The organism is Pseudobacter sp., from assembly GCF_051955275.1.
In the GTDB taxonomy this organism is placed as follows: Bacteria; Bacteroidota; Bacteroidia; order Chitinophagales; family Chitinophagaceae; genus Pseudobacter.
In genome coordinates this window covers 43172-64709 of the sequence record NZ_JBQCGW010000261.1, presented here as the reverse complement: position 1 = coordinate 64709, position 21538 = coordinate 43172, and the positions used below count along the sequence as shown (strand labels likewise).

The 21538-nt window shown below is 47.4% G+C and carries 24 protein-coding genes; 17 read left to right on the top strand and 7 right to left on the bottom strand.

The genetic code is table 11. The features are described from left to right. Nucleotides 1–54: 54 nt before the first annotated feature. From ACTHMC_RS22860 to ACTHMC_RS22840, 5 genes are all read right to left on the bottom strand, one after another. Nucleotides 55–1335 (bottom strand): hemolysin family protein, encoded by a 1281-nt coding sequence (locus tag ACTHMC_RS22860; RefSeq protein ID WP_440416726.1) that lies wholly within the window; start codon nt 1333–1335, stop codon nt 55–57. Between the two features lie 91 nt (nt 1336–1426). Continuing rightward, nucleotides 1427–2005: a guanylate kinase gene (gene gmk, locus ACTHMC_RS22855; RefSeq protein ID WP_440416724.1), complete on the bottom strand. Its 579-nt coding sequence runs from the start codon at nt 2003–2005 to the stop codon at nt 1427–1429. Between the two features lie 24 nt (nt 2006–2029). Then, nucleotides 2030–3334 carry a UDP-N-acetylglucosamine 1-carboxyvinyltransferase gene (murA, locus tag ACTHMC_RS22850; RefSeq protein WP_440416723.1) on the bottom strand — a complete coding sequence of 435 codons (1305 nt, stop codon included), beginning with the start codon at nt 3332–3334 and terminating at the stop codon, nt 2030–2032. Nucleotides 3335–3424: 90 nt separating this feature from the next. Beyond that, nucleotides 3425–4180 carry a DUF4290 domain-containing protein gene (locus ACTHMC_RS22845; RefSeq protein WP_440416722.1) on the bottom strand — a complete coding sequence of 252 codons (756 nt, stop codon included), beginning with the start codon at nt 4178–4180 and terminating at the stop codon, nt 3425–3427. 35 nt (nt 4181–4215) lie between these two features. Next, nucleotides 4216–5409 (bottom strand): choice-of-anchor E domain-containing protein, encoded by a 1194-nt coding sequence (locus ACTHMC_RS22840; protein WP_440416721.1) that lies wholly within the window; start codon nt 5407–5409, stop codon nt 4216–4218. 329 nt (nt 5410–5738) lie between these two features. On the opposite strand from ACTHMC_RS22840, the gene gldC reads away from it, so the two are divergent. From gldC to yidD, 17 genes are all read left to right on the top strand, one after another. Further along, complete coding sequence (gene gldC, locus ACTHMC_RS22835; protein ID WP_440416720.1) at nt 5739–6092, top strand: gliding motility protein GldC; 354 nt, start codon at nt 5739–5741, stop codon at nt 6090–6092. 14 nt (nt 6093–6106) lie between these two features. Continuing rightward, the gene (locus ACTHMC_RS22830; RefSeq protein WP_440416718.1) at nt 6107–6562 is read left to right on the top strand and encodes a GatB/YqeY domain-containing protein; all 456 of its coding nucleotides are present in this window, start codon (nt 6107–6109) and stop codon (nt 6560–6562) included. Nucleotides 6563–6595: 33 nt separating this feature from the next. Then, the gene (locus tag ACTHMC_RS22825; RefSeq protein WP_440416717.1) at nt 6596–7147 is read left to right on the top strand and encodes a CvpA family protein; all 552 of its coding nucleotides are present in this window, start codon (nt 6596–6598) and stop codon (nt 7145–7147) included. Nucleotides 7148–7290: 143 nt separating this feature from the next. Further along, a complete protein-coding gene (locus ACTHMC_RS22820) occupies nt 7291–8067 on the top strand; it encodes an alpha/beta fold hydrolase (RefSeq protein WP_440416713.1) in 777 nt (258 codons plus the stop codon). Between the two features lie 98 nt (nt 8068–8165). Further along, nucleotides 8166–8825 carry a CBS domain-containing protein gene (locus ACTHMC_RS22815; RefSeq protein WP_440416711.1) on the top strand — a complete coding sequence of 220 codons (660 nt, stop codon included), beginning with the start codon at nt 8166–8168 and terminating at the stop codon, nt 8823–8825. 21 nt (nt 8826–8846) lie between these two features. Beyond that, nucleotides 8847–10277, top strand: a complete 1431-nt coding sequence (locus tag ACTHMC_RS22810) for a POTRA domain-containing protein (RefSeq protein ID WP_440416710.1) — start codon at nt 8847–8849, stop codon at nt 10275–10277. Between the two features lie 17 nt (nt 10278–10294). After that, nucleotides 10295–11173: an NAD kinase gene (locus tag ACTHMC_RS22805; RefSeq protein ID WP_440416709.1), complete on the top strand. Its 879-nt coding sequence runs from the start codon at nt 10295–10297 to the stop codon at nt 11171–11173. Nucleotides 11174–11281: 108 nt separating this feature from the next. Continuing rightward, on the top strand, nt 11282–12139 hold the full coding sequence (locus ACTHMC_RS22800; RefSeq protein WP_440416707.1) for a DUF6089 family protein: 858 nt from the start codon (nt 11282–11284) through the stop codon (nt 12137–12139). A gap of 144 nt (nt 12140–12283) precedes the next feature. Next, on the top strand, nt 12284–13048 hold the full coding sequence (locus ACTHMC_RS22795; protein WP_440416706.1) for an isoprenyl transferase: 765 nt from the start codon (nt 12284–12286) through the stop codon (nt 13046–13048). A gap of 122 nt (nt 13049–13170) precedes the next feature. Next, nucleotides 13171–15894: a BamA/OMP85 family outer membrane protein gene (locus ACTHMC_RS22790; protein ID WP_440416704.1), complete on the top strand. Its 2724-nt coding sequence runs from the start codon at nt 13171–13173 to the stop codon at nt 15892–15894. An 86-nt stretch (nt 15895–15980) separates the two neighbouring features. Continuing rightward, entirely contained in the window at nt 15981–16493 is a 513-nt protein-coding gene (locus tag ACTHMC_RS22785; RefSeq protein WP_440416703.1) for an OmpH family outer membrane protein, read from the top strand. A gap of 115 nt (nt 16494–16608) precedes the next feature. After that, on the top strand, nt 16609–17163 hold the full coding sequence (locus tag ACTHMC_RS22780; RefSeq protein ID WP_440416701.1) for an OmpH family outer membrane protein: 555 nt from the start codon (nt 16609–16611) through the stop codon (nt 17161–17163). A 64-nt stretch (nt 17164–17227) separates the two neighbouring features. Next, nucleotides 17228–18055, top strand: coding sequence for a glutamate racemase (murI, locus tag ACTHMC_RS22775; protein ID WP_440416699.1), 828 nt, complete (start codon nt 17228–17230; stop codon nt 18053–18055). A 127-nt stretch (nt 18056–18182) separates the two neighbouring features. Next, complete coding sequence (locus tag ACTHMC_RS22770; protein WP_440416698.1) at nt 18183–19070, top strand: DUF6252 family protein; 888 nt, start codon at nt 18183–18185, stop codon at nt 19068–19070. A 196-nt stretch (nt 19071–19266) separates the two neighbouring features. Then, on the top strand, nt 19267–19422 hold the full coding sequence (gene rpmH, locus ACTHMC_RS22765) for a 50S ribosomal protein L34 (RefSeq protein ID WP_026309617.1): 156 nt from the start codon (nt 19267–19269) through the stop codon (nt 19420–19422). Nucleotides 19423–19518: 96 nt separating this feature from the next. Further along, the gene (locus ACTHMC_RS22760; protein WP_440416696.1) at nt 19519–19923 is read left to right on the top strand and encodes a ribonuclease P protein component; all 405 of its coding nucleotides are present in this window, start codon (nt 19519–19521) and stop codon (nt 19921–19923) included. Continuing rightward, entirely contained in the window at nt 19898–20128 is a 231-nt protein-coding gene (yidD, locus tag ACTHMC_RS22755; protein WP_440416694.1) for a membrane protein insertion efficiency factor YidD, read from the top strand. The genes ACTHMC_RS22760 and yidD overlap by 26 nt, the downstream gene beginning before the upstream one ends. A 56-nt stretch (nt 20129–20184) precedes the next feature. Here the strand turns inward: yidD and ACTHMC_RS22750 are convergent, their stop codons facing one another. Beyond that, nucleotides 20185–20799, bottom strand: a complete 615-nt coding sequence (locus tag ACTHMC_RS22750; RefSeq protein ID WP_440416692.1) for a hypothetical protein — start codon at nt 20797–20799, stop codon at nt 20185–20187. Between the two features lie 39 nt (nt 20800–20838). After that, the gene (locus ACTHMC_RS22745; protein WP_440416690.1) at nt 20839–21447 is read right to left on the bottom strand and encodes a superoxide dismutase; all 609 of its coding nucleotides are present in this window, start codon (nt 21445–21447) and stop codon (nt 20839–20841) included. Nucleotides 21448–21538: the final 91 nt, after the last annotated feature.

Below are 21538 nucleotides of genomic sequence, written 5' to 3'. Positions count from 1 at the left end.
ATTAGCGATGGATTACGCAATAAACCTGTTAATGAGTAGTGATTTACTAAAGCATCAGATGTGAAGGATCTTGAGACGGACCATTTCAATGCGGGTATCGCTCACGTTCAATACTTCAAACTCATAATGCCCGATTATAATACGTTCTTTCAGTTTGGGGATCGTTTCATGCTGATGAATGATAAAGCCAGACAGGGTTTCCGAATCGTTTTCCGGGAACTGCAGGTCGTATTTTTCACGCAGGTGATCCAGCTCCAGCCGGCCTGAGAGAATATATTCGTCGTCGGAGATCTTCTTCTCTTCAAATTCCTCTGTATCGTATTCATCACGGATCTCACCAAAGATCTCTTCCAGCAGGTCTTCCATGGTAACAATGCCGGCTGTTCCACCGAATTCGTCCACCACCCAGGCAATGCTTTTCCTTTCACGCGTGAACTTGTTGATAAGGTCAGTTACGTTCATGCTTTCGGGAATAGCGGGGATCGGCAGCAGGATCTGCTTCACCGTTGCAGGAGCTTTGAAAAGATCCAGCTGGTGGATATACCCCACGATCTGATCTATATTACCTTCATATACGACCAGTTTGCTGAGTTTGGTTTCAACAAATGTTTTTCTTGCCTGCTCGATGGTTGAATTGAGCTCCACGGCTACGATCTCCTTACGGGGAACGAGGCAGTCGCGGATCTTTACTTTCGGAAGGCTCATGGCATTCCGGAAGAGCTCTGTTTTCAGGTCCTGGTGTTCCAGGCTATGCTGATCAGTATTCTGTTGTGCAAAGTGATCCAGATCGGAGCGGGAGAACATTTCCTTCTTCTTATCGATCCTCATATCAAAGATCACGTTCAGGATGAAGATGGAAAGCCTGGAGAAAAGTTCCGCCACCCAGTTGAATATGCCGTCCATCAGGGCCAGCAGTCCGGAGCGGGCGGAAAAAGAAAGGGCGCTGTCTGCTTTTGCGCGGAAAATGGCCTTGGGTATAAACTCGCAGAATATGATCACCACGATCCAGGAGAAGAGGATCTCACAGCCCAGGCGCATCACCACTACCAGGTTCATATCGTCGTTCAGTCCCAGGAAATGGATCAGTTGGGTCCAGCCTGAACTTCCGAACAGAATGGCCACTACCAGGAAGAAATTGAAACCAACGATATTGGTACCGATGAAGCGGGATGGGTTATCATAGAGGCTGCTCAGGAAAGCGATGCCGCTGGCTCCCTGTGTTCTTTTCAGTTCCACGTTGAGGCGGTTAGCTGAAGTGAATGCCACCTCAATGCCGGAAAAGTAAGCAATAAAAAGTATCGCTACGCAGATGATGATTATAACAGCTACACTCATACTTGGTATACGAATTTATATAAACCAAAGGGTATTACATAAAATAATATGTACCCGAAAGATTCTAACGCTGTTACGTGTGAAATAGTTTCTACAGTTCCAGAAAATCTTCAATAATGCCGGCAGCTTCCTCCCTTGCCCTGGGCAGGTGATCGTTGATCACTATCCGGTGGAAATGATGTTTGAACGAAATTTCGTAAGAAGCTTTGTTGACCCTGGCAGCCAGGCTGTCTTCCGTTTCCGTGCCGCGGCTCTGGAGTCTTTTCTTCAGTTCATCCACGGAGGGTGGCTCGATAAAAAGGGATAATGTAGTTTCGGGATATTGTTGCTGAACGTGGATAGCGCCTTTTACATCGATATCCAGTACGGGTACCTGGTTGTTATTCCAGATTCGTTCCAGCTCCGATTTAAGGGTCCCGTAGTATTTTCCTTCGTATACCATCTCCCATTCCACGAAATCCTGGTTCTGGATCTTCTGCTGGAAGTCTTCCTCACTCAGAAAATAATAATCTTTTCCATGTGTTTCATTGCCCCTCGGTTTACGGGTGGCAGCGGAGATGGAAAAGCTGAGGTGCGGGTATTTTTCCAGCAGGTAATGCGTGATGGAAGTTTTGCCTGCACCGGAGGGCGCGGTGATGATGATGATCTTGTTTTGTGGATCAAAAGCCATAAGGAGGTATAAAGTGCAAAGAAATTATATTCTTTTGATATCTGCGCCCAGTGCGCGTAAACGATCGTCGATATGCTGGTAGCCACGGTCGATCTGTTCTATATTCTGGATTGTGCTCCTGCCTTCAGCGCTCAGTGCGGCAATGAGCAATGATACACCAGCGCGTATATCCGGGCTGCTCATGGTGATGCCCCTGAGGTTCTGCTCCCTGCCAAGGCCGATAACGGCTGCACGGTGGGGATCGCAAAGGATGATCTGCGCGCCCATATCTATGAGTTTGTCAACAAAGAACAGGCGGCTCTCGAACATTTTCTGGTGAATAAGCACAGAGCCTCTGGCCTGTGTGGCCACTACAAGCACAATGCTGAGCAGGTCAGGTGTAAAGCCGGGCCAGGGATGATCATAGATGGTGAGCACGGAACCGTCCAGGAAGGTCTGGATCTCGTACAGGTCCTGCGCAGGCACATGAATATCATCGCCCACAAAATTCATATGGATACCGAGCTGGCGGAATTTATCGGGGATCACGCCGAGATTTTCCAGGCTCACATTCTTGATGGTGATATCGCTCTGGGTCATAGCGGCCAGTCCGATGAAGGAGCCGATCTCGATCATGTCGGGCAGCATGCGGTGCTCGGTTCCACCGAGGTAGTCAACCCCCTCGATAGTGAGGAGATTGCTGCCGATGCCCTGAATTCGGGCGCCCATACGCGTTAGCATACGGCAGAGTTGCTGCACATAAGGTTCGCAGGCTGCATTATAAATAGTTGTGGTGCCTTTTGCCATCACTGCGGCGAGGATGATATTGGCAGTTCCGGTAACCGAGGGTTCATCCAGCAACAGGTATGCGCCTTTGAGGTTGGGGGCAGTGAGGTGGAAGAATCCATCTTCCGGATGGTAGGTGAATTCCGCGCCCAGCTTTTCAAATCCGATGATATGCGTATCCAGCCTGCGGCGGCCGATCTTATCACCACCGGGCTTTGGGATGAATGCTTTGCGGAAGCGCGCCAGGAGCGGGCCTGCGAGCATCACGGATCCACGGAGCTGTCCGCTTTTTTTGCGGTAAGCTTCGCTGTGCAGGTAGTCGATATTCACATCATCTGCCTGGAAGATGCAGGTATCTCTTTGCGGCCTTTCCACTTTTACATTCATATCGGCAAGCAGCTCAATGAGCAGGTTCACGTCAAGGATGTCCGGAATATTGGTGATGGTCACTTTTTCGGGAGTGAGCAGAACAGCGCTGAGGATCTGTAAGGCTTCGTTCTTGGCGCCCTGAGGCACAATTGACCCGCTGAGTTTTTTACCACCGGTAACTTCAAAGGAAGGCATTGCTATTGGTTGAGTTGATTAAGATGACAGGTTAAACAAAAAAGTTGATCATTCGTATGATCAACTTTTGCAAAATTATTTCAGGAGAACTTACTTGTATCTTTTCTTGAATTTCCCGCCGCTACGGTCATTGCGATCGTTACGGTCGTTGCGGTCATTCCGGTTATTATTACCGCCACCGCCTCTGTTATCGCGCTGCTGGTAGCTCTTTCCGCCACCGCCGCCGCCACGTTTGTTGCGGTAATCGCCATATCCGCCACGGTCTCTGTCCCTTCCTTCTGTATGACGCTGCTGGCGGACATACGGAGTATTGGTGAACGTGAGCTGACCCTGGGTAAGATTGGTGAGCTCGCTCTGGATAGCGTCGTCATGAACGGTTTCCTTGTGCCAGTTGCTGTAGGCCAGCTTCATATAGTAGGCCACGGCATTGGCGAACCCCTGGCGTTTTTCCGGGTTCTCTTCTTTCAGCGCCTTGTTGATCACGATCTCCAGGTTCTTGCCGAGGTGAGAGAATTTCGGATAACGTTTAGGGTAAGGAAGCGGCTTGGGCCTCGCTTTCAGGGTTTCCCTGGTAGGAATGGGATAGGGCGATTCAACATCCAGTTTGAAGTCTGAGATGAGGAAAAGGTGATCCCATAATTTATGGCGGAAATCTTCAACGTTCTTAAGGTGTGGATTGAGAAATCCCATCAGCTCAATGACCGCATAGGCATTGCGCTGGCGTTGTTCTCTGTCTTCAATACCCACCAGGTACTCAACCATCTTCTGAATATGGCGGCCATATTCACGCATGACCAGTTGATTCCTTATGGTGTTGTACTCCATTTCTTCAACTTCTTTTTGCATGTTTTGCATGTGACAAATGTAACAAACTTTTTCATTCATCGGCTCACCAGTACTTTATAGCTGGTGGTTTGCCCGGAAGACAGCTCTCTGGCGCGCAGATAATACACCCCTGAGGGAGGTCCGGGGGGCAGCGGAAGCTGGATGATACTGGAGTTATTTACATGGATGGTCTGTTTCAGCACCTGTTGCCCCGTAGTGGTCACCAGTTCAAGCTGGTAGCTGCCTTTGAGCAGCTGATCTGCCTGGATGGTCACCTGGTCTTTCACCGGGTTGGGGTAGATGATGAAGGAGGGCGTGGCGTTGGAACCCAGGTTTACCTGGCGGATGGCAGAGTAATGGCCTTTTCCGTCAGCGCCGAGCTGCTTGATGCGGACGTATAATTTGCCTGAAGCAGCCTTATCAGGCAGGTACTGATAGTTGTATTTTGCTGCAGCACCCTGAGCAGCATATTGGCTGGCAATTTTGCCGGCTGGTGTGAACGTGCGTCCATCGTAACTGATCTCGATTTCATAGGAATTGGATATTTCTTCATTACTAACGCTCCACTGGAGCTGGATATTATTGCTGTTGGGATGTCTGGCCGCCGTGAACTGCCGGAATACTTCCGGGAGAGGGGCCTGGGGACAATAGGAATACACGATCCTGAACTTCCCCCAGAGCTTACCGGTGACGCTCAGGTTATAGTTGATCCCACCCATATTGGGCAAGAGGCCACCACTGAGTTCAAAGCTGAAATCGATGGTGCCTGCTCCAAGGAATGCGCCGGTACCTGTGATGGTCTGCTGGTGAGTGGCATTGTTGAATACCGTGTCAGGCCCGTACGTGGTGGAGTCTCCGGGTGTACCGAAGGCATCCAGGTTGGTGGGGCCATAGGTCCTGGTCACATTGTCATTGATGTTGAGGCCATTTCCCGTGATGCTGGGCGATAAGGAAAGCAGGAAGCGGGCCAGCTTGGCGTAGCTATCCCTGTTTCTGGCGCCGGAAGTGGCTACCAGGGAAATGGTATCGTAGAAAGTAACGCAGATAAGGGTACCGGTAGACGGTGGGAACCTGGGAAAGGATAAGGTATTGGTGCTGGCTGTAGTTGTGTCAAGAATAAGGTCATACTCAACGGTCTGGCTGGGGACTCCGCCCGGGCAGGTACTGCACTGGGCCTGGGAATCACGGGGAAAAACTAACGCCGAAATACAAACGAACCCACTGATCAGTGTGTAATAAATGTGCTTCATAGGTACTGATTTTCATAAACGTATCGGATTGATGGTGTAGCTGCCACAAAATTACTTTACGAAAAACCACGATACAACGCGTTAGTACCCGATTTTAGAGGATCGTAATTTGTGCAGCCTGCCCTTCGGTGAAACAGCCGGATTATTACTGTTTTCCGGAGCCATTTATTTGTAACGGCGAATGAACAGTTTTGGTATTAAACACATATTAACAGCGTTAAAAAGTGGATAATTTACCAGTTTGGTAATATACACCCCTCCTTGAAAGGATTATTCCCCGTACTTTTGGGATTCAATTTTTTCCAAAAACCTGATTCTCAATAAAAATCATGTCGAAGACGAAGTCAACTATAACTATAGATGTACACCTGGACGACAAACGTGTACCTGAAAGTATCAGCTGGAGCGCTACCGAAAGTACTGCGGACTCCGCCCGTGCGGCCAAGGCTATCATGCTGGCTTTCTGGGATGGAGCAGACAAGAGCGCACTGCGTATGGACCTCTGGACCAAAGAAATGATGGTGGATGAAATGGCTGACTTCTATTATCAGACCTTCATGACCATGGCAGATAGCTTTGAGCGGGCTACGCACCAGGAAGAACTGGTGAACAAGCTCAGGGAATTTGCACAGGACTTCTACAAAAGGTTCCAGGAAATTCAACAGGAACAGAATAAAGCATAAATCAATTTATAATTATGAGCCTTGAGCAAAAGGTGAATGCCGAGCTGAAAACAGCGATGCTGGCCAAGGATGAGGCTGCCCTCCGCGGCCTTCGCGCTATCAAATCCGCCATCCTGCTGGCTAAAACAGCGGAAGGTGCAGCTGGTGCCGACCTCACAGAGGATACGGAAATCAAGCTCCTTCAGAAGCTGGTAAAGCAGCGTAAAGATTCGCTGGAAATTTTTACGCAGCAGAACAGGGAAGACCTGGCTAAGAAAGAACAGGAAGAGATCACTATCATAGAAAAATTCCTGCCTCAGCAGATGAGTCAGGAAGAGTTGAAGGGAGCACTGACTGAAATCATTGCCTCAGTGGGAGCCAGTTCAATGGCCGATCTTGGCAAAGTGATGGGCATCGCTTCCAAACAACTGGCAGGCAAAGCAGACGGGAAATCCATCAGCGCGCTGGTAAAAGAGTTGCTTGCAAAATAAGAAAACGGGTATTGTACCCGTTAATGATATTCCATGATCATTGATATTATTTTTATCATCCTGCTGATCATGGCTGTTATCAGAGGATGGCAGCGTGGATTGGTGATTGCGGTTTTCTCCGTAATAGGGCTGATCGTGGGAATTGCAGCGGCCATGAAACTGTCTGCCCTGGTGGCGGAATGGTTGAAAGATTCAACCAGTATTTCGGCCAAATGGTTGCCAGCTCTTTCTTTTGCTGTAGTGTTCATTGGTGCAGTACTCCTGATCAGACTTGGAGCCAACCTGCTGGAAGCCACACTGGAAGTGACTTTGCTGGGATGGGCCAACAAACTCGGAGGTATTCTCCTGTATATTGTAATATACACTTTGGCCTATAGTGTGCTGCTGTTCTATGCAGAACAATTGAAAATAATAAGTGCAGCAAGTATTCAGCAATCCGTTTCCTACGCGTATATCCAACCGTTGGGTCCCTGGGTGATAGATGGAACAGGCAAGCTGATCCCTGCATTTAAAGATATGTTTACTGAACTGGAAACGTTTTTTGAAAGGATCGCACACGATGCATCTACTCAAACGTCTGATTGAAACCTACACAATACTGTGGCAGAAAAGACGCAAAAAATTTGTAGTTTACAGTAAAATTTAACAGCTTGAAAAGGAACGATGCCATAATTGAGGCAAATCGTTTATTTTAGCGAATATTTGACTGAATTGAACCGATTTATCTGATGAATTACGAGATCAAACAGGCGGACAAATTCAAATATCTTGAAGAAGGAGAGGGAGAACCGTTGATTCTGTTACACGGTTTATTCGGCGCATTGAGCAACTTCCAGGATTTGATTGAATACTTCCGCCACCATTATAAAGTGGTGGTGCCCATGCTCCCCTTGCTTGACCTGGACCTGCTCCACACTTCCGTGAGCGGTCTCCAGAAGTACGTTCATAAATTCATTGAATACAAGGATTACAAAAATATCCACCTGCTGGGTAACTCCCTCGGTGGTCATGTAGGCATCCTGCATATTCTGAAGCACCCGGAGAGAATAAAATCTTTGATCCTGACCGGTAGTTCTGGACTTTTTGAGAACGGAATGGGCGATACTTATCCGAAAAGAGGCGATTACGAATATATTAAGAAAAAAACTGAACAGACGTTCTACGATCCTGCAACAGCTACCAAAGAGATCGTTGATGAGGTGTTCGATACCACCAATAACCGTCTGAAAGTGATCAAGATCATCGCCCTGGCCAAAAGCGCTATCAGGAATAATCTTGGGGAAGAGCTCAATCAGATCAAACAGCCCACGTTATTGATATGGGGAAACAACGATACGGTAACTCCGCCATTTGTTGCAAGAGAGTTTCAGCGATTGATTCCCAACAGCGAACTGCATTTTATTGACAAATGTGGTCACGCGCCCATGATGGAGGTGCCACAGGAATTCAACCGGATCCTACATAAATTTCTGACAAAATTGAACGAGCCCGCAGCGGTTGCCTGATTCTTTCCGTCTTAGTAATGTAAAGGAACAGTTCACCTGACTGCAGTGGCAGCGGGTAAACCGCTCTGGTGTTGCATTACAAACAGTAAACATTTCCCGTGCTAAACAAAGAACTCATATCATCCGCCATTCCAACGCTCAATCCGGGCGACACCGTGTTTCAGGCTATGGAACTGATGCAGGAGTTCCATGTAATGCAGCTGCCTGTGGTAGCTGAAGACAAATACCTGGGTATGGCTTCAGAAGACGATCTGATGAATGCAGATGAAAATGCCACCCTCGAAAGCATCAGTCAGCATTTTTCCCGCATAGCCGCAAAGGCAAATTCCCATTTCCTGGAAGCCGTTCAGATGGCCAATGAACATAACCTGTCCCTGGTTCCCGTAATCGAAAAAGACAGCGAGTTCACAGGTGTGATCACGGCCAGCGATCTGCTCAAACAACTCGGCAAAACCACCGGAGCAAATGAGCCCGGAGGTATCATTGTACTGGAAATGGAACAACGCAGTTTCTCCTTCTCGGAAATAAGCAAGCTGGTTGAAACCAATGATGCCCAGATCACACAACTCAATACCCACTGGGATAACAATAACGGAGCCTTTTACGTTACCATCAAAGTCAGTAAATTCGAGATATCGGATATTGTAGCTACCTTCCAGCGCTACGAATACCAGGTGAAATATTACTTCGGAGAAGAATTGTATGAGAATGAACTCAGGAGTAACTATGATCACCTCATGAATTATCTCAATATATAGCTGCGCCAAGCCTGCATGCTGATGGGAAACAAATATCAGGTTACTGTTATGCTGTTGTTTTGCTGTATCGTTTCCTTTGCGCAAACTTCAGACTCCGATACTTTGTCTCCCCACAATTCCAACAGGTACATCGATAAAACAAAGCCTACCCCTTTTATAGTAGGTAAGATCTATATCGATGGCAACCGCCGTACCAAGTCTTATATCGTTGAGCGCGAACTTCCCTTTAAAACCGGCGACTCCATTTATCTCCCCGATCTCGTCAGCGGATTTGAAATTGCGAGAAGACAGCTGTTCAATACCGGCCTTTTCAATGAAGTGGTAGTGTCGCTCAAATCCTTCAGAGGATATGAAGTGGATGTGAACATAGAGCTTAAAGAAAGATGGTATATCTTCCCCCTTCCTTATGTAAAGCCTGTTGACCGTAACCTGGTGGAATGGGGCAAACAGGGATACAGCACAGACCGGATCAATTACGGCTTCAAATTCACCTGGTACAATTTCACAGGTCGCAACGATAAACTCCGGCTCTGGTTCATTACCGGTTATACCAAACAGTTACAATTCCAGTACGACCAGCCTTATGCCGACAAAAGCCTGAAACATGGCTACCGCGTTGGCTTCACATACAGCAGTAATAAAGAGATCAATTACATCACTGCGGATAATCAGCAGCGTTTCACCGACAGTCTGAAAGAAGGCACAAAAAAATATTCAGGGTATGTAGACTATACCTACAGGCCAGGTCTCCGCACATTCCACGCCGTTCGCTTATCCTATACCAAACAGGAGGTTGACAGCGGTATCCTGCAACTGAACCCGAAGTACTTCGGCCGCCAGGCCACCAGCATTCATTTTCCTGAACTGTCCTATACCCTCAATTATGTGAACGTGGATTATATCCATTTCCCGCTGACGGGCATTCAGAGTGAAGTGAGCCTGCTCAAGCGTGGCTTTGGCAAAGAGAACAATATGTGGCAGTTCTCCGGCAAGTTCTTCAAGGGATGGAAACTGGGAAAGAAATACTATTTCGGCTGGCAGGCCAACGGGGTGGTGCGCCTGCCTTTTGATCAGCCTTATATCAACCAGCGGCTCTTCGGGTACGGCGAGCTTTACCTGAGAGGTATGGAAAGATATGTGATCGATGGAGTAGCGGCCTTGCTTACCCGGCAGACCTTCCGCCGCGAGATGTTCCGTTTCAGCATACCCACTTTCATCCGCTCAAAATCCCACGACAGGATCCCTTTCCGCATCTATGCAAGAACGTTTGGGGATATGGGTTATGCCTATAACAAGAACATGCTCGAAAACTCCCTCGTCAATAAAATGCTGTACACCGGCGGTTTTGGTGTGGATGTGGTTACTTTTTATGATTTTATCTTCAGGTTTGACTACAGCTTTAACCAATTAGGACAAAAGGGGCTATTTTTACACATCAAGAACGATTTTTAAGAAACAGCAACTTAATTATGAAAGTAGCGATCTACAGCCGGATCATCGACAATGAGCAAAAGGCCGATGTGCAGCAATTGCTCGATGAACTGGACAAGGAGAATATAGAACCGGTGATCTATCATCCGTTCTTTGAAGCCATCAAAAGTTCTTTCCGTTTCCCGGAGAAGACCGCTATTTTCACTGATCCTGCAGACCTGGGCGAGTCCATCGATTTTGTGATCAGCCTGGGCGGTGACGGCACATTGCTGGATACCGTTACACTTGTTCGCGATAAGAACATACCTGTTCTCGGTATCAATTTCGGCCGCCTGGGTTTCCTGGCCAGTATCGGCAGGGATGAGCTCTACACTGCGGTACAGTCTTTGGTGAAGAGGAATATTGTGATAGACAAACGGTCGTTGATCCACCTGGATGCAGACAAGCCTTTATTCGGGAATACGCCTTACGGGCTCAATGAGTTTGCGATACACAAAACGGATACTTCTCCGATGATCAAGATCCATACGTATTTGAATGGAGATTTTTTGAATACGTACTGGGCGGATGGTCTGATTGTTGCTACTCCAACCGGCTCTACCGGTTATTCTTTGAGTTGCAACGGGCCGATCGTTTTCCCGGAGTCTTCCAGTTTTGTGATCACACCGGTTGCCCCACATAATCTTAATGTAAGACCCATCGTTGTGCCCGATGACAACGTAATATCTTTTGAAGTGGAGAGCCGCGCCGATCATTTTATCTGTGCACTTGATTCCCGCAAGGAGATTGTGGAAAAGAAAGTGCAACTTGCAGTAAGGCGTGAATCGTTCAACATCAGCCTTGTACGTTTGAATGAGAACAATTTCCTTCAAACGCTTCGTAATAAACTCTCCTGGGGATTGGATACCAGGAACTAGCCCTATCCTGTGAAACCCGCCGTGAAGCGGCATTTTAACTTTTCCAATAGACTGAAAAACCAGGCTTAGCCGTTATTGGCAACATACTTAATCCTTATATTGCAGTATATGAAGAAGCTGGTTGTTTCGATGCTTCTGGCAGGTACCCTCCTCCAGACATCCCAGGTTATGGCCCAGTACGAGAGCTATGTTCACGTAGGTGAGTTCGGGCTTTCTTTGGGGGGCGCACATTATTTCGGGGACCTGAATACCAGGGCACGCCTGAACAGGCCCAAGGTCACAGCCGGCGTTTTCTTCCGTAAACAGTTCGGTAATTATGTTGCACTCCGCGTGGCCGGCCACTTTGCACAGCTGGGCTACTCTGATATTTACAATACCTCCAATGTATACCAGCAACGGCGAAACCTCAGTTTCAATACCAATATATTTGAACTGGCCGTACAGGGGGATTTCAATTTCTTCAAATTCATCCCTGCTGATCCTTATCACCGTTTCACCCCCTATGTAACCTTCGGGGTGGGTGTTTTCAATTACGATCCATTTGCCTACCTGGGCGGTAAAAAATATTTCCTTCGTCCGCTCGGAACGGAAGGGCAGGGTTCCGCTGCCTATCCGGAAAGAAAGGCCTATAACAATATGGCCCTCGCTATTCCCTTCGGCGTAGGTGTGAAGTATGCACTGAATGAAAGAATGAATATCGGTTTTGAAGTTGTGCACCGCTTCACAGGTACCGATTACCTGGATGATGTAAGCAAGACCTACGTGGGAGCAGATAAGTTCCCGGACCTGCCGGATGGTACGCCATCGGTGGCCAGGCTGCTGCAGGACAGGTCTTATGAAACCGGGGATATCATCGGTATCGAAGGAAGACAGCGCGGGTTCTCCAAACAAAAAGACCAGTACATTTTTGCTGAGATCACCTTCTCTTTCAACCTCAGCTCATACAGGTGCCCGTCGGCCAATTAACAGTTTCCATATTAAGAAATTCACAAGCCTGTCGTGAAATTTTTAAGGATTATGGGCAAATGTTCATAATAAGTAGATAAAATTTCCATGAAATCAGCATCGGATTTAAATTTTTGTACCTTTGGTCCCTTCAAAAAATAAGGTATGAGGAGCCGAAAGGACCATATAGACCTGCAGCGACTTCCCAGTCACATCGCCATCATCATGGATGGCAATGGGCGTTGGGCTAAAGAAAAGGGGCAGGACCGCCTCTATGGTCACTTTCATGGAGTGGAAAGTGTGCGCAATATAGTGGAGGGCTGCGCTGAACTGGGCGTGGGATACCTCACACTCTATGCTTTTTCCACTGAGAACTGGGACAGGCCCCAGCAGGAAGTGACAGGCCTGATGGAGTTGCTGGTGGAAACCATCCGGAAGGAAACGGAAACCCTGAACAGGAATAACATCAAACTGCATGTGATCGGTGATATGGGTATGCTGCCTGAATATGCCAAGCAGGCGCTGCGCGAATCACTCGATATCACCAGTCGCAATACCGGGCTCAACCTGATCATGGCGCTCAGCTACAGCAGCCGCTGGGAACTGGTTCAGGCAGTGAAACATATCGCAGAAGATGTAAAGGAGGGAAAAATTGACCCTGCTTCCATCACACAGGATACGCTCGCAGGTTACCTCACCACAGGAAGCTTCCCTGATCCGGAACTCATGATCAGAACCAGTGGTGAATACCGTATCAGCAACTTCCTGCTTTACCAACTGGCTTATGCAGAACTTTATTTTACCAATGTACGCTGGCCCGACTTCAGGAAAGAAAACCTGTATGAGGCCATTATTGACTTCCAGAAAAGAGAAAGGAGATTCGGTAAAACCGGGGACCAGGTTCAGACGGAACCAGTCATCAATCAATAAATCTTTTGCATGATCTACCCTTCCTGCCATAAAAATTCATGCAAGTGCAACGCGTTTTAACAAACAGTTTTAAAAGACAATTAATAAATCCCTTTAATTTGCTCCAGCTTAAACAACCCGGAATGCAGCGTACGTTTACTTCCCCTGTATTTTTATTGGCTTTTGTACTGTTAATCGCAGGTTCGGCTTATGGGCAGGAAAGGGACACCATCCCCGGCACTGTGGATCCTGAACTGGAAGCAATACTAACCTCAAGACAACAAAAAGAATATATACTGGCCGGTGTAACGGTTACCGGTACTAAACGATACGACGAACAACTGCTCATCTCCATCGCCGGGTTCAATATTGGCGACAGGATCATTCTCCCGGGAGCAGACAACTTCTCAAAAGCTATCAACAATCTCTGGAAGCAACGTCTCTTTTCCAACGTCCAGATATACCTCACTAAACTGGAAGGCGCCAATCTCTACGTGGAAATTCACGTTACCGAAATGCCCACCCTCTCCAAGTATTATATTAAAGGTGTAAGGAAATCTGACGAAGATGAGCTGAAGCCAAAAACCGATCTCACCGTTGGTAAAGTGGTTACAGAGAACGTAAAACGCAATGCAGTAGATGCCATTCAGAAATATTATACTGAAAAAGGAAACAGGGGCGCTTCCGTGGATATTCAAACCACACCTGATCCGGCACTTCCCAATTCAGTGATCCTTACCATCACCGTAGCAAAAGGTAATAAAGTACGTATCGACGGAGTGAACTTCTACGGCAACGAAGAAGTGGGTGAAATGAAGCTGAAGAAGCAAATGAAGGGAACCAAAGAGATGACCAAGATCACACTCTTCCCTGCAAAAGAGAACAGCCCTTATGGTGTGAACAAACAGATCGATTTCAATTCATACCTGAAAGACGCTGGTTTCCTCTCTCTTACCAAAACAAAAGAATTCCTTGATCCGTATTTCCGTTTCAAATTATTCAGCTCTGCTAAATTCAACGAGAAGAAATATAACGAAGACAAGGACCGTGTACTGGAATATTACAACTCCCTCGGTTTCCGCGATGCTGCTATCGCTGCAGATACTCAGTACTTCAACAACAAAGGCAACCTGAAGGTTGACCTGAAAATGGCTGAAGGCAGCAAATACTATTTCGGTAATATCTCCTGGAAAGGAAATACAAAATATTCCGACTCCATTCTGAATATGCTCCTGGGTATCAAAAAAGGAGACACCTATAATCTTGAAACCCTCAACAGGAAACTGGGTAAGCAATTATCACAGGAAGGTGGTGATATCGGTAGCCTGTATATGGACGATGGTTATCTCTTCTTCCAGGTGGATCCTGTTGAAACGGCGGTATATAACGATACCATCGATTTTGAGATCCGCATGCGCGAAGGTCCCCAGGCCACTATCAAGAATGTTACCATTGCCGGTAACGATAAAACGAAAGAGCACGTGATCCGTCGTGAGCTCCGTACATTGCCCGGTGATAAATTCAGCCGCAGTGATCTTATACGTTCACAGCGTGAGATCTCGCAGCTGGGTTACTTCAACCAGGAGAAGATCGGTATCAACCCCGTTCCCAACCAGGAGGATGGTACCGTGGATATCCATTATACATTGGAAGAAAAATCTTCCGACCAGCTGGAGCTCAGCGCCGGTTGGGGTGGTGGTATCGGTCTGACCGGTACTGTGGGTGTATCCTTCAATAACTTTTCGATCCGTAATATCTTTAATAAGAAGGCATGGGACCCGTTACCTACGGGCGACGGTCAGAAACTCAGTCTGCGTATCCAGTCGAACGGACGTGCATTCCAGAGTTATACCGCTTCATTCACCGAGCCTTGGCTGGGTGGAAAGAAGAGGAACTCACTTACTGTGAGTGCATCAAAGACCCTGTTCCGCACAGGTGGGTATGATGGTAACCGTTATGTGTACAGTGATACCAACAAACTGAAAAGTTTCAGTGCCAGTGTATCATTGGGTAAGCAACTGAAATGGCCTGATGACTTCTTTACACTGATCTATTCAATCAGCTTCACTCAATACAAGCTGATCAACTATCCGTATTTCATTTCGTCTTTCTCGGATGGTACATCCAACAACCTCAGCTTCAAACTGGCGCTTGCGCGTAACTCTGCGGGACCTAACCCGATGTTCCCTGTAAGCGGATCCAACTTTCTGGCCAGTGTGCAGCTGACTCCTCCGTATTCATTATTCAATAAGAATATAACCAACGAAGACAACTATAAATTGCCTGAGTTCCACAAGTGGAGATTCAATGCGGAATGGTTCATTCCCATTGGTAAGGCAATGGGTGCTGACAGGAGCAGGCAGTTTGTTCTGCGCGCGGCAGCCAAATATGGCTTCATGGGACGATACAACCGCAAGTTGGATTATTCACCATTCGAGCGCTTCCAGGTGGGTGACGCGGGGCTGGCCAATGGTAACTTTATCTTAGGTTACGATATCATTGCGCACCGTGGTTACCCGGTATATGAGAATTCAGATCCGAAGGTGAATCCCGATCAGCAATCGGCTACTCAGTTCTTCACGATGTTCAATAAGTATACCCTGGAACTTCGCTATCCGTTCACTACCAATCCAAGCAGCACCATTTATGGTATGCTCTGGTTTGAGGCTGCCAACGGATGGTATGATTACAAGGACTATAATCCTTTCCGCCTGAGAAGAAGTGCCGGTGTGGGTATGCGTTTCTTCCTGCCAATGTTCGGTCTGCTTGGATTTGATTACGGTGTTGGTTTCGACCGTCTCAAACCCGAAGGCAAACTGCGTGATGCAGCGAGGTTTACATTCATGCTGGGCTTTGAACCGGAATAATCATTTTTTAACAGCCGTTTGACCCCGGAATTTCAGAGATTATCTGGATATTTATATCCTTTCTCATAAACTTAAAAAGAAGTGCTATGAAAAAAATACTCTTTATCCTCCTGGGAGTGATGCTGGTGGCCCAACTGGCCAATGCGCAACGTTATGCTATTGTAGATACAAGGTATATTCTCGACAAGATGCCTGAGTACAAAGATGCCCAGAAGAAACTGGATCAGTTCAGTGCGGCCTGGCAGAAAGAGATCGACGACAAGCAGGCCATTCTGGACAAGATGTACAAGGATTATGACGCTGAACAGGTGATGCTCACAGATGAACTGAAGAAAAAAAGGGAAGATGAACTTTTCATTAAGGAAAAAGAACTGAGAGACCTTCAGCGCAAACGCTTTGGTTATGAAGGGGATCTGTTCAAGAAGAGGCAGGAACTGGTGAAACCCGTACAGGATAAGGTTTTCAACGCCATCCAGAAAATCGCGGTCAACCGTGCATACGATTTTATTTTGGATAAAAGTGAAGGAATTACTGTTATCTTTGCCGACCCCAAGCTGGATCGCAGCGAAGACATTCTCAAAGAACTGGGTGTTAAATAATCGTGAAAGCGCCATCAAGGGAACAACTTATTGTTGTGAATTTTCAACTTTAAAACTAAAATATGCCCACCCTTGTTTCGGGTTTCGGGTGTCCTAAACAACAAAAATGAAACACATGAAAAAGTTTTTTACAGTAGTGTTGTTCGCTTCAGGGCTTATGATGGTTGCTGCACACGCTCAGGCTCAAACCAAGATTGGTTATATCAGCTCACAGGAAGTTATCGGTATCATGCCTGAAACCCGCAAAGCTGATACACTCCTCACTGATTTCCGTAATGCACTGCTGGCTAGCGCGCAGGAAAAACAAGCAGCTTTCTATGCAGCTTACGAGAAATTCGCAAAGGATTCCACTACCATGTCTGAAGCAGTTAAATCTGTAAAGAAACAAGAACTGAATAAACTCAGCACTGAACTCGGTGGTGAAGAAGAGCGCATCCAGAATGCACTTCAGCAAAAACGTGATGAGCTGATCATGCCTATCAACAAGAAAGCATTTGAAGCAATCCAGGCTGTTGCCAAAGAAGCAGGATACACTTATGTATTTGAGAAAGAAGCTCTGCTGGTAGCTCCTACAGGCGAAGACATCCTTCCCCTTGTTGCAAAAAAACTGAATATCAAATTGCCGAATGCAGCTGGCGCCAATGCTCCTGCACCCGCAAAGAAGCCGTAAGTAATTACTGCACCATATTGAAAAGCCCTGCCATCCGGCGGGGCTTTTTGTTGTACTTTTGAATATGCAAGCACCTATTGGAATCTTCGACTCAGGATATGGCGGTCTTACCGTAATGAAGGAGATCCTGCACAAACTTCCACAATACGATTATGTATACCTCGGCGATAATGCGAGGGCTCCATATGGCAACCGGAGCTTTGATACCGTATACCATTATACGCTGCAGTGCGTAAAATGGTTCTTTGAACAGGGATGCCCGCTGGTGATTCTTGCATGTAATACGGCATCGGCCAAAGCACTGCGCACCATCCAGCAGCAGGACCTTCCGAAAATCGCTCCTGATAATCGCGTGTTAGGCGTGATCCGTCCAACCTCGGAGATCATCGGTTCCTATACAAAGAATAAAAAGATCGGGATCCTTGCCACAAGGGGTACTGTGAATTCCGAATCCTACCGCATAGAGATAGATAAATTCTTTCCTGATATTGAAGTGCACCAGGAGGCCTGCCCCATGTGGGTGCCGCTGGTGGAGAACAATGAACACCTGAAACCCGGTGCTGATTATTTCATTCAGCAGAACCTGAACAGTATCCTGGAAAGAGAAAAAGGAATCGATCTGCTTCTGCTGGCCTGCACGCATTACCCGTTGCTGATGGATAAGATCAGACAGTTCATTCCTGAAAATATCCAGGTACTCAGCCAGGGCCCAATAGTGGCCGAAAGCCTGGTGGATTATCTGCAAAGGCATCCGGAAATGGAACAGCGTTGCAGCAAGGGAGGCAGCCGCCGGTTTTTCACTACTGATGACCCCAACGATTTCAACAGCCAGGCCAGTATATTCTTTGGGGAGCCGCTGGAATCCCGTCATGTTGCGCTTGAGGTTCAATAAAAAGTGAATATTTTCGTTATCCCTTAAGATTCCAGCCACCTTCAGGAGATAATTCTCCCAAATCCAGTATACTTGTAAAGCCCGATCCGTACCGTAGGTTTCATTAATCATTGATCAAATTAACCGTATGAGCAGGTTCCTTCGTTTTTGCCTGCCGGTCCTGATGGTATTAGGCCTGGCATCTTGTTTGAAAGAAAAAAGTGTTGATTCCACTGAAGATGGAGGCACGGGTATTCTCCGCATGAAAATAGATGGTAAGCAATGGACCGCCAACAAAGCGGTTTCTGCTGTTGTTACCAACGACCTGGTGGTGATCACCGGCGTAAGCCAGGATGATATCACGCTGGTGATACAGTTAGAAACAGCCACTACCGGTACATTTCAGCTTGATCAGGCCAGCACTCATGTGGCCACTGTACTGGATATCAATGAAGCTTCCCCGGTTGCTTATACTACCAATCAGGGCGCTAACTCCAGCATTGCTGGCGGTACGGTGAATATCACCAGTATCGAAAATGCCACCAAAAGGATCTCCGGTAATTTCAGTATGAAAGTGTACCGGGCAACAGACGACAAGACCCTGATGATCACAGAAGGATTCTTCGAAAATCTTACCTATACCACAACAACGCCTAACCCGGGAGGCAGCAACACGCTGACCATGAAAGTAGATGGGGGTGACTTTACCGGTACTTCGGTGGATGGCAATGAAGCGCTGGGAATGATAGTGATCACGGCTCAGGATGCCGGTGGTATCAAAGGAGTGACGCTTGGTTTTCCCGCTACTATCACTCAAGGTACCTATACACTTGATAACGCCAACTTTTATACCGCCTTCTATCAGAACGCCACCTTGGTGTATGGAGCGGGCGCAGGCGGCTCTCTCACGATCACCCAACATGATGTGGCAAACCGGACAGTAAAGGGTACTTTTTCCTTTACGGGAGAGGACCAGAGCACACCGCCAGGGCCTGATGTTGCCGTAACCAGCGGTTCATTTTCAGTAACTTACTGATTTCAGCAAGGTTCTACGGAAAATTACTACCGGGTGGTTGGAAAAAGGATTGATTTACCCTACCTTTGCCGTCCTTTCACAATCCGACGGGTGTGGTGACCTGTTGGACTGAAAAAGAAACCAGGTCTGTTCTCCCAGGCCGCATTCAACAAAACTTCGCAAAATCGAAGTGCAAAAAGTGTAAAAGCAAACAAATATGAAACGTACATTCCAACCTCACCGCCGTCGTCGTAAAACCGTGCATGGTTTCCGCAAGCGTATGCAAACTGCCAATGGCCGTAAGGTACTGGCCAGCCGCAGAGCTAAAGGCCGTAAGAAACTGACTGTTTCTGATGAAAGGAAATTGAAATAAACTGAGACCGGACCAGCAGTTCAGGCTCCTGGTCTTCGTTCCATACTATATTGATAGCTCCGTGTCTGACGGAGCTATTTTATTTTTATTCCGGCAATGACGCAAAAGCATACACTCGGAAAATTTGAACGCCTCAAGCGGCGGAAGGCCATTGACCAGGTGTTCAGGAAGGGGAAGAGCTTCTCTGTATTCCCTGTGAGGGTATCCTTTGCCTTTGTGCCATATATTGAATCATCCCTTCAGGCCGGCTTCAGCGCCAGCAGCCGTAACTTCGGCAGGTCAACGGACCGCAACCGCATCAAGCGGCTCCTCCGCGAGGCATACAGATTGCAGAAGGATCCTCTGCAGGAGATCACCGTTCAGAAGAATATCAAACTCGCGCTCTTCTTTGTGTATACAGGTAAAGAGTTGCCGGATTACGCAACGCTGAGTGAAAAGATCGGTGTAATTTTACAAAGACTTACCGGCATCGTTCATGAAGCAGATCCTGAGAATACTTAGCTGGCCTTTCATTGCCCTGATCAAGATCTATCAATGGGGCATTTCTCCTTTACTGGGGCCCAAGTGCCGCTATACACCATCCTGTTCTCACTATGCATTGCAGGCCTTTAAAAAATACGGGCTCTTCAAAGGTTTCTGGCTGGCAGTAAAAAGGATCAGCCGCTGTCACCCCTGGGGCGGCCACGGATATGACCCGGTGCCATAAACGAAAAAAGCACGAAGCGGGTGCTTCATGCTTTCCTCCGGAGAAATCACTTCCCCTTATTTATTCATGCGGTCTACAAGCTTGTACAGCTCTTCGCGCTTTTGTTTGGTGGTATTGAACTTGTATACCTCTGGAGCTTTTCCATCCTTATCAACTTCTACAGTATTCGGAATACCATTGAACGGCCCGATCAGCCTGGAGTTATAATTCTTGCTCACCTTCTTTACAGCACCAGGGACCAGGAAATAGGTCCTTGCTTCATCACTGGCATTGAGTCCCATGATGAGCTGCTGCGCACTGTCTACCATATGCTGTAATTTCTCAGTGGTGATAGAAGGCGGAATACCGGAATCACCGTAATTAACGATGCTGCCGATCAGTGTGTCAGTGCCTTTCAGGTTGAGTATATACGCTCCGCTTTCGGGGAGGTCATAGGTCTTATCACCATCCTTGCTTTTCACGGTGATCTTAACTGGTTCTGTACCCACGTACTGAAATTCCATTTCGTTGTGCTGGGTACCTGGTTCAAAATTGATCTCTTTGCTGTCTTTACCTGCTGCAGAGATTTTGCCGCTGCTCATGACCACTAATTTTTTAACGTCAGAGGAGCCGCCGGAACAAGCCGTTGCCAGTAATGCCACCGTACAGGCGGTGATGATTGAATACTTCATTCGTTGCATAAGTTTTATGAAAGGGATGGGTTGCTTTTGCTATTTGGATGCAGCTGCGAAACGCTCAGCCACCTTGCTCCAGTTCACCACATTCCAGAAAGCGGCCAGATAATCGGCACGTTTGTTCTGGTACTTCAGGTAATAAGCATGCTCCCACACGTCAGCGCCAAGGATAGGCTGTCCTTTCACTTCTGCCACATCCATCAGGGGATTGTCCTGGTTGGGAGTGGAAGAAACATCCAGCTTGCCGTCTTTCACAATCAGCCATGCCCAGCCGCTTCCGAAGCGGGTCATACCTGCGTTGTTGAATTTCTCTTTGAATGTATCGAAAGAACCGAAGGCGGCATTGATGGCATCAGCCAGCGCGCCTGAAGGTGCACCACCGGCATTCGGAGCCAGGGATTCCCAGAAGAAAGTGTGATTCCAGTGACCGCCACCATTGTTCCTGACAGCAGGGCTGATGGAACCGGCAGCCGCTACCAGCTCTTCCAGGGATTTGTTCTCGTTGGGAGTGCCGGCAATTGCCTTATTAAGATTATCTACATATGCCTGATGGTGTTTACCATGGTGGATCTGCATGGTAGTTGCGTCAATATGAGGTTCCAATGCATCTGCAGCATATGGAAGAGGTGCTAATGTGAATGCCATACTATTAAAATTTTTAATGATGAGATTACTTGCGCTCAAAGCTATAGGGAAACAAATTTACAGGTCATTGCCGGATTGACCAACTCTGACT

What these genes read in the sequence shown, in the direction of transcription:
- ACTHMC_RS22860 (WP_440416726.1), bottom strand. Translation starts at nt 1,335, where the DNA reads ATGAGTGTAGCTGTTATAATCATCATCTGCGTAGCGATACTTTTTATT.
- gmk (WP_440416724.1), bottom strand. Translation starts at nt 2,005, where the DNA reads ATGGCTTTTGATCCACAAAACAAGATCATCATCATCACCGCGCCCTCC.
- murA (WP_440416723.1), bottom strand. Translation starts at nt 3,334, where the DNA reads ATGCCTTCCTTTGAAGTTACCGGTGGTAAAAAACTCAGCGGGTCAATT.
- ACTHMC_RS22845 (WP_440416722.1), bottom strand. Translation starts at nt 4,180, where the DNA reads ATGCAAAAAGAAGTTGAAGAAATGGAGTACAACACCATAAGGAATCAA.
- ACTHMC_RS22840 (WP_440416721.1), bottom strand. Translation starts at nt 5,409, where the DNA reads ATGAAGCACATTTATTACACACTGATCAGTGGGTTCGTTTGTATTTCG.
- gldC (WP_440416720.1), top strand. Translation starts at nt 5,739, where the DNA reads ATGTCGAAGACGAAGTCAACTATAACTATAGATGTACACCTGGACGAC.
- ACTHMC_RS22830 (WP_440416718.1), top strand. Translation starts at nt 6,107, where the DNA reads ATGAGCCTTGAGCAAAAGGTGAATGCCGAGCTGAAAACAGCGATGCTG.
- ACTHMC_RS22825 (WP_440416717.1), top strand. Translation starts at nt 6,596, where the DNA reads ATGATCATTGATATTATTTTTATCATCCTGCTGATCATGGCTGTTATC.
- ACTHMC_RS22820 (WP_440416713.1), top strand. Translation starts at nt 7,291, where the DNA reads ATGAATTACGAGATCAAACAGGCGGACAAATTCAAATATCTTGAAGAA.
- ACTHMC_RS22810 (WP_440416710.1), top strand. Translation starts at nt 8,847, where the DNA reads ATGGGAAACAAATATCAGGTTACTGTTATGCTGTTGTTTTGCTGTATC.
- ACTHMC_RS22805 (WP_440416709.1), top strand. Translation starts at nt 10,295, where the DNA reads ATGAAAGTAGCGATCTACAGCCGGATCATCGACAATGAGCAAAAGGCC.
- ACTHMC_RS22800 (WP_440416707.1), top strand. Translation starts at nt 11,282, where the DNA reads ATGAAGAAGCTGGTTGTTTCGATGCTTCTGGCAGGTACCCTCCTCCAG.
- ACTHMC_RS22795 (WP_440416706.1), top strand. Translation starts at nt 12,284, where the DNA reads ATGAGGAGCCGAAAGGACCATATAGACCTGCAGCGACTTCCCAGTCAC.
- ACTHMC_RS22790 (WP_440416704.1), top strand. Translation starts at nt 13,171, where the DNA reads ATGCAGCGTACGTTTACTTCCCCTGTATTTTTATTGGCTTTTGTACTG.
- ACTHMC_RS22785 (WP_440416703.1), top strand. Translation starts at nt 15,981, where the DNA reads ATGAAAAAAATACTCTTTATCCTCCTGGGAGTGATGCTGGTGGCCCAA.
- ACTHMC_RS22780 (WP_440416701.1), top strand. Translation starts at nt 16,609, where the DNA reads ATGAAAAAGTTTTTTACAGTAGTGTTGTTCGCTTCAGGGCTTATGATG.
- murI (WP_440416699.1), top strand. Translation starts at nt 17,228, where the DNA reads ATGCAAGCACCTATTGGAATCTTCGACTCAGGATATGGCGGTCTTACC.
- ACTHMC_RS22770 (WP_440416698.1), top strand. Translation starts at nt 18,183, where the DNA reads ATGAGCAGGTTCCTTCGTTTTTGCCTGCCGGTCCTGATGGTATTAGGC.
- rpmH (WP_026309617.1), top strand. Translation starts at nt 19,267, where the DNA reads ATGAAACGTACATTCCAACCTCACCGCCGTCGTCGTAAAACCGTGCAT.
- ACTHMC_RS22760 (WP_440416696.1), top strand. Translation starts at nt 19,519, where the DNA reads ATGACGCAAAAGCATACACTCGGAAAATTTGAACGCCTCAAGCGGCGG.
- yidD (WP_440416694.1), top strand. Translation starts at nt 19,898, where the DNA reads ATGAAGCAGATCCTGAGAATACTTAGCTGGCCTTTCATTGCCCTGATC.
- ACTHMC_RS22750 (WP_440416692.1), bottom strand. Translation starts at nt 20,799, where the DNA reads ATGAAGTATTCAATCATCACCGCCTGTACGGTGGCATTACTGGCAACG.
- ACTHMC_RS22745 (WP_440416690.1), bottom strand. Translation starts at nt 21,447, where the DNA reads ATGGCATTCACATTAGCACCTCTTCCATATGCTGCAGATGCATTGGAA.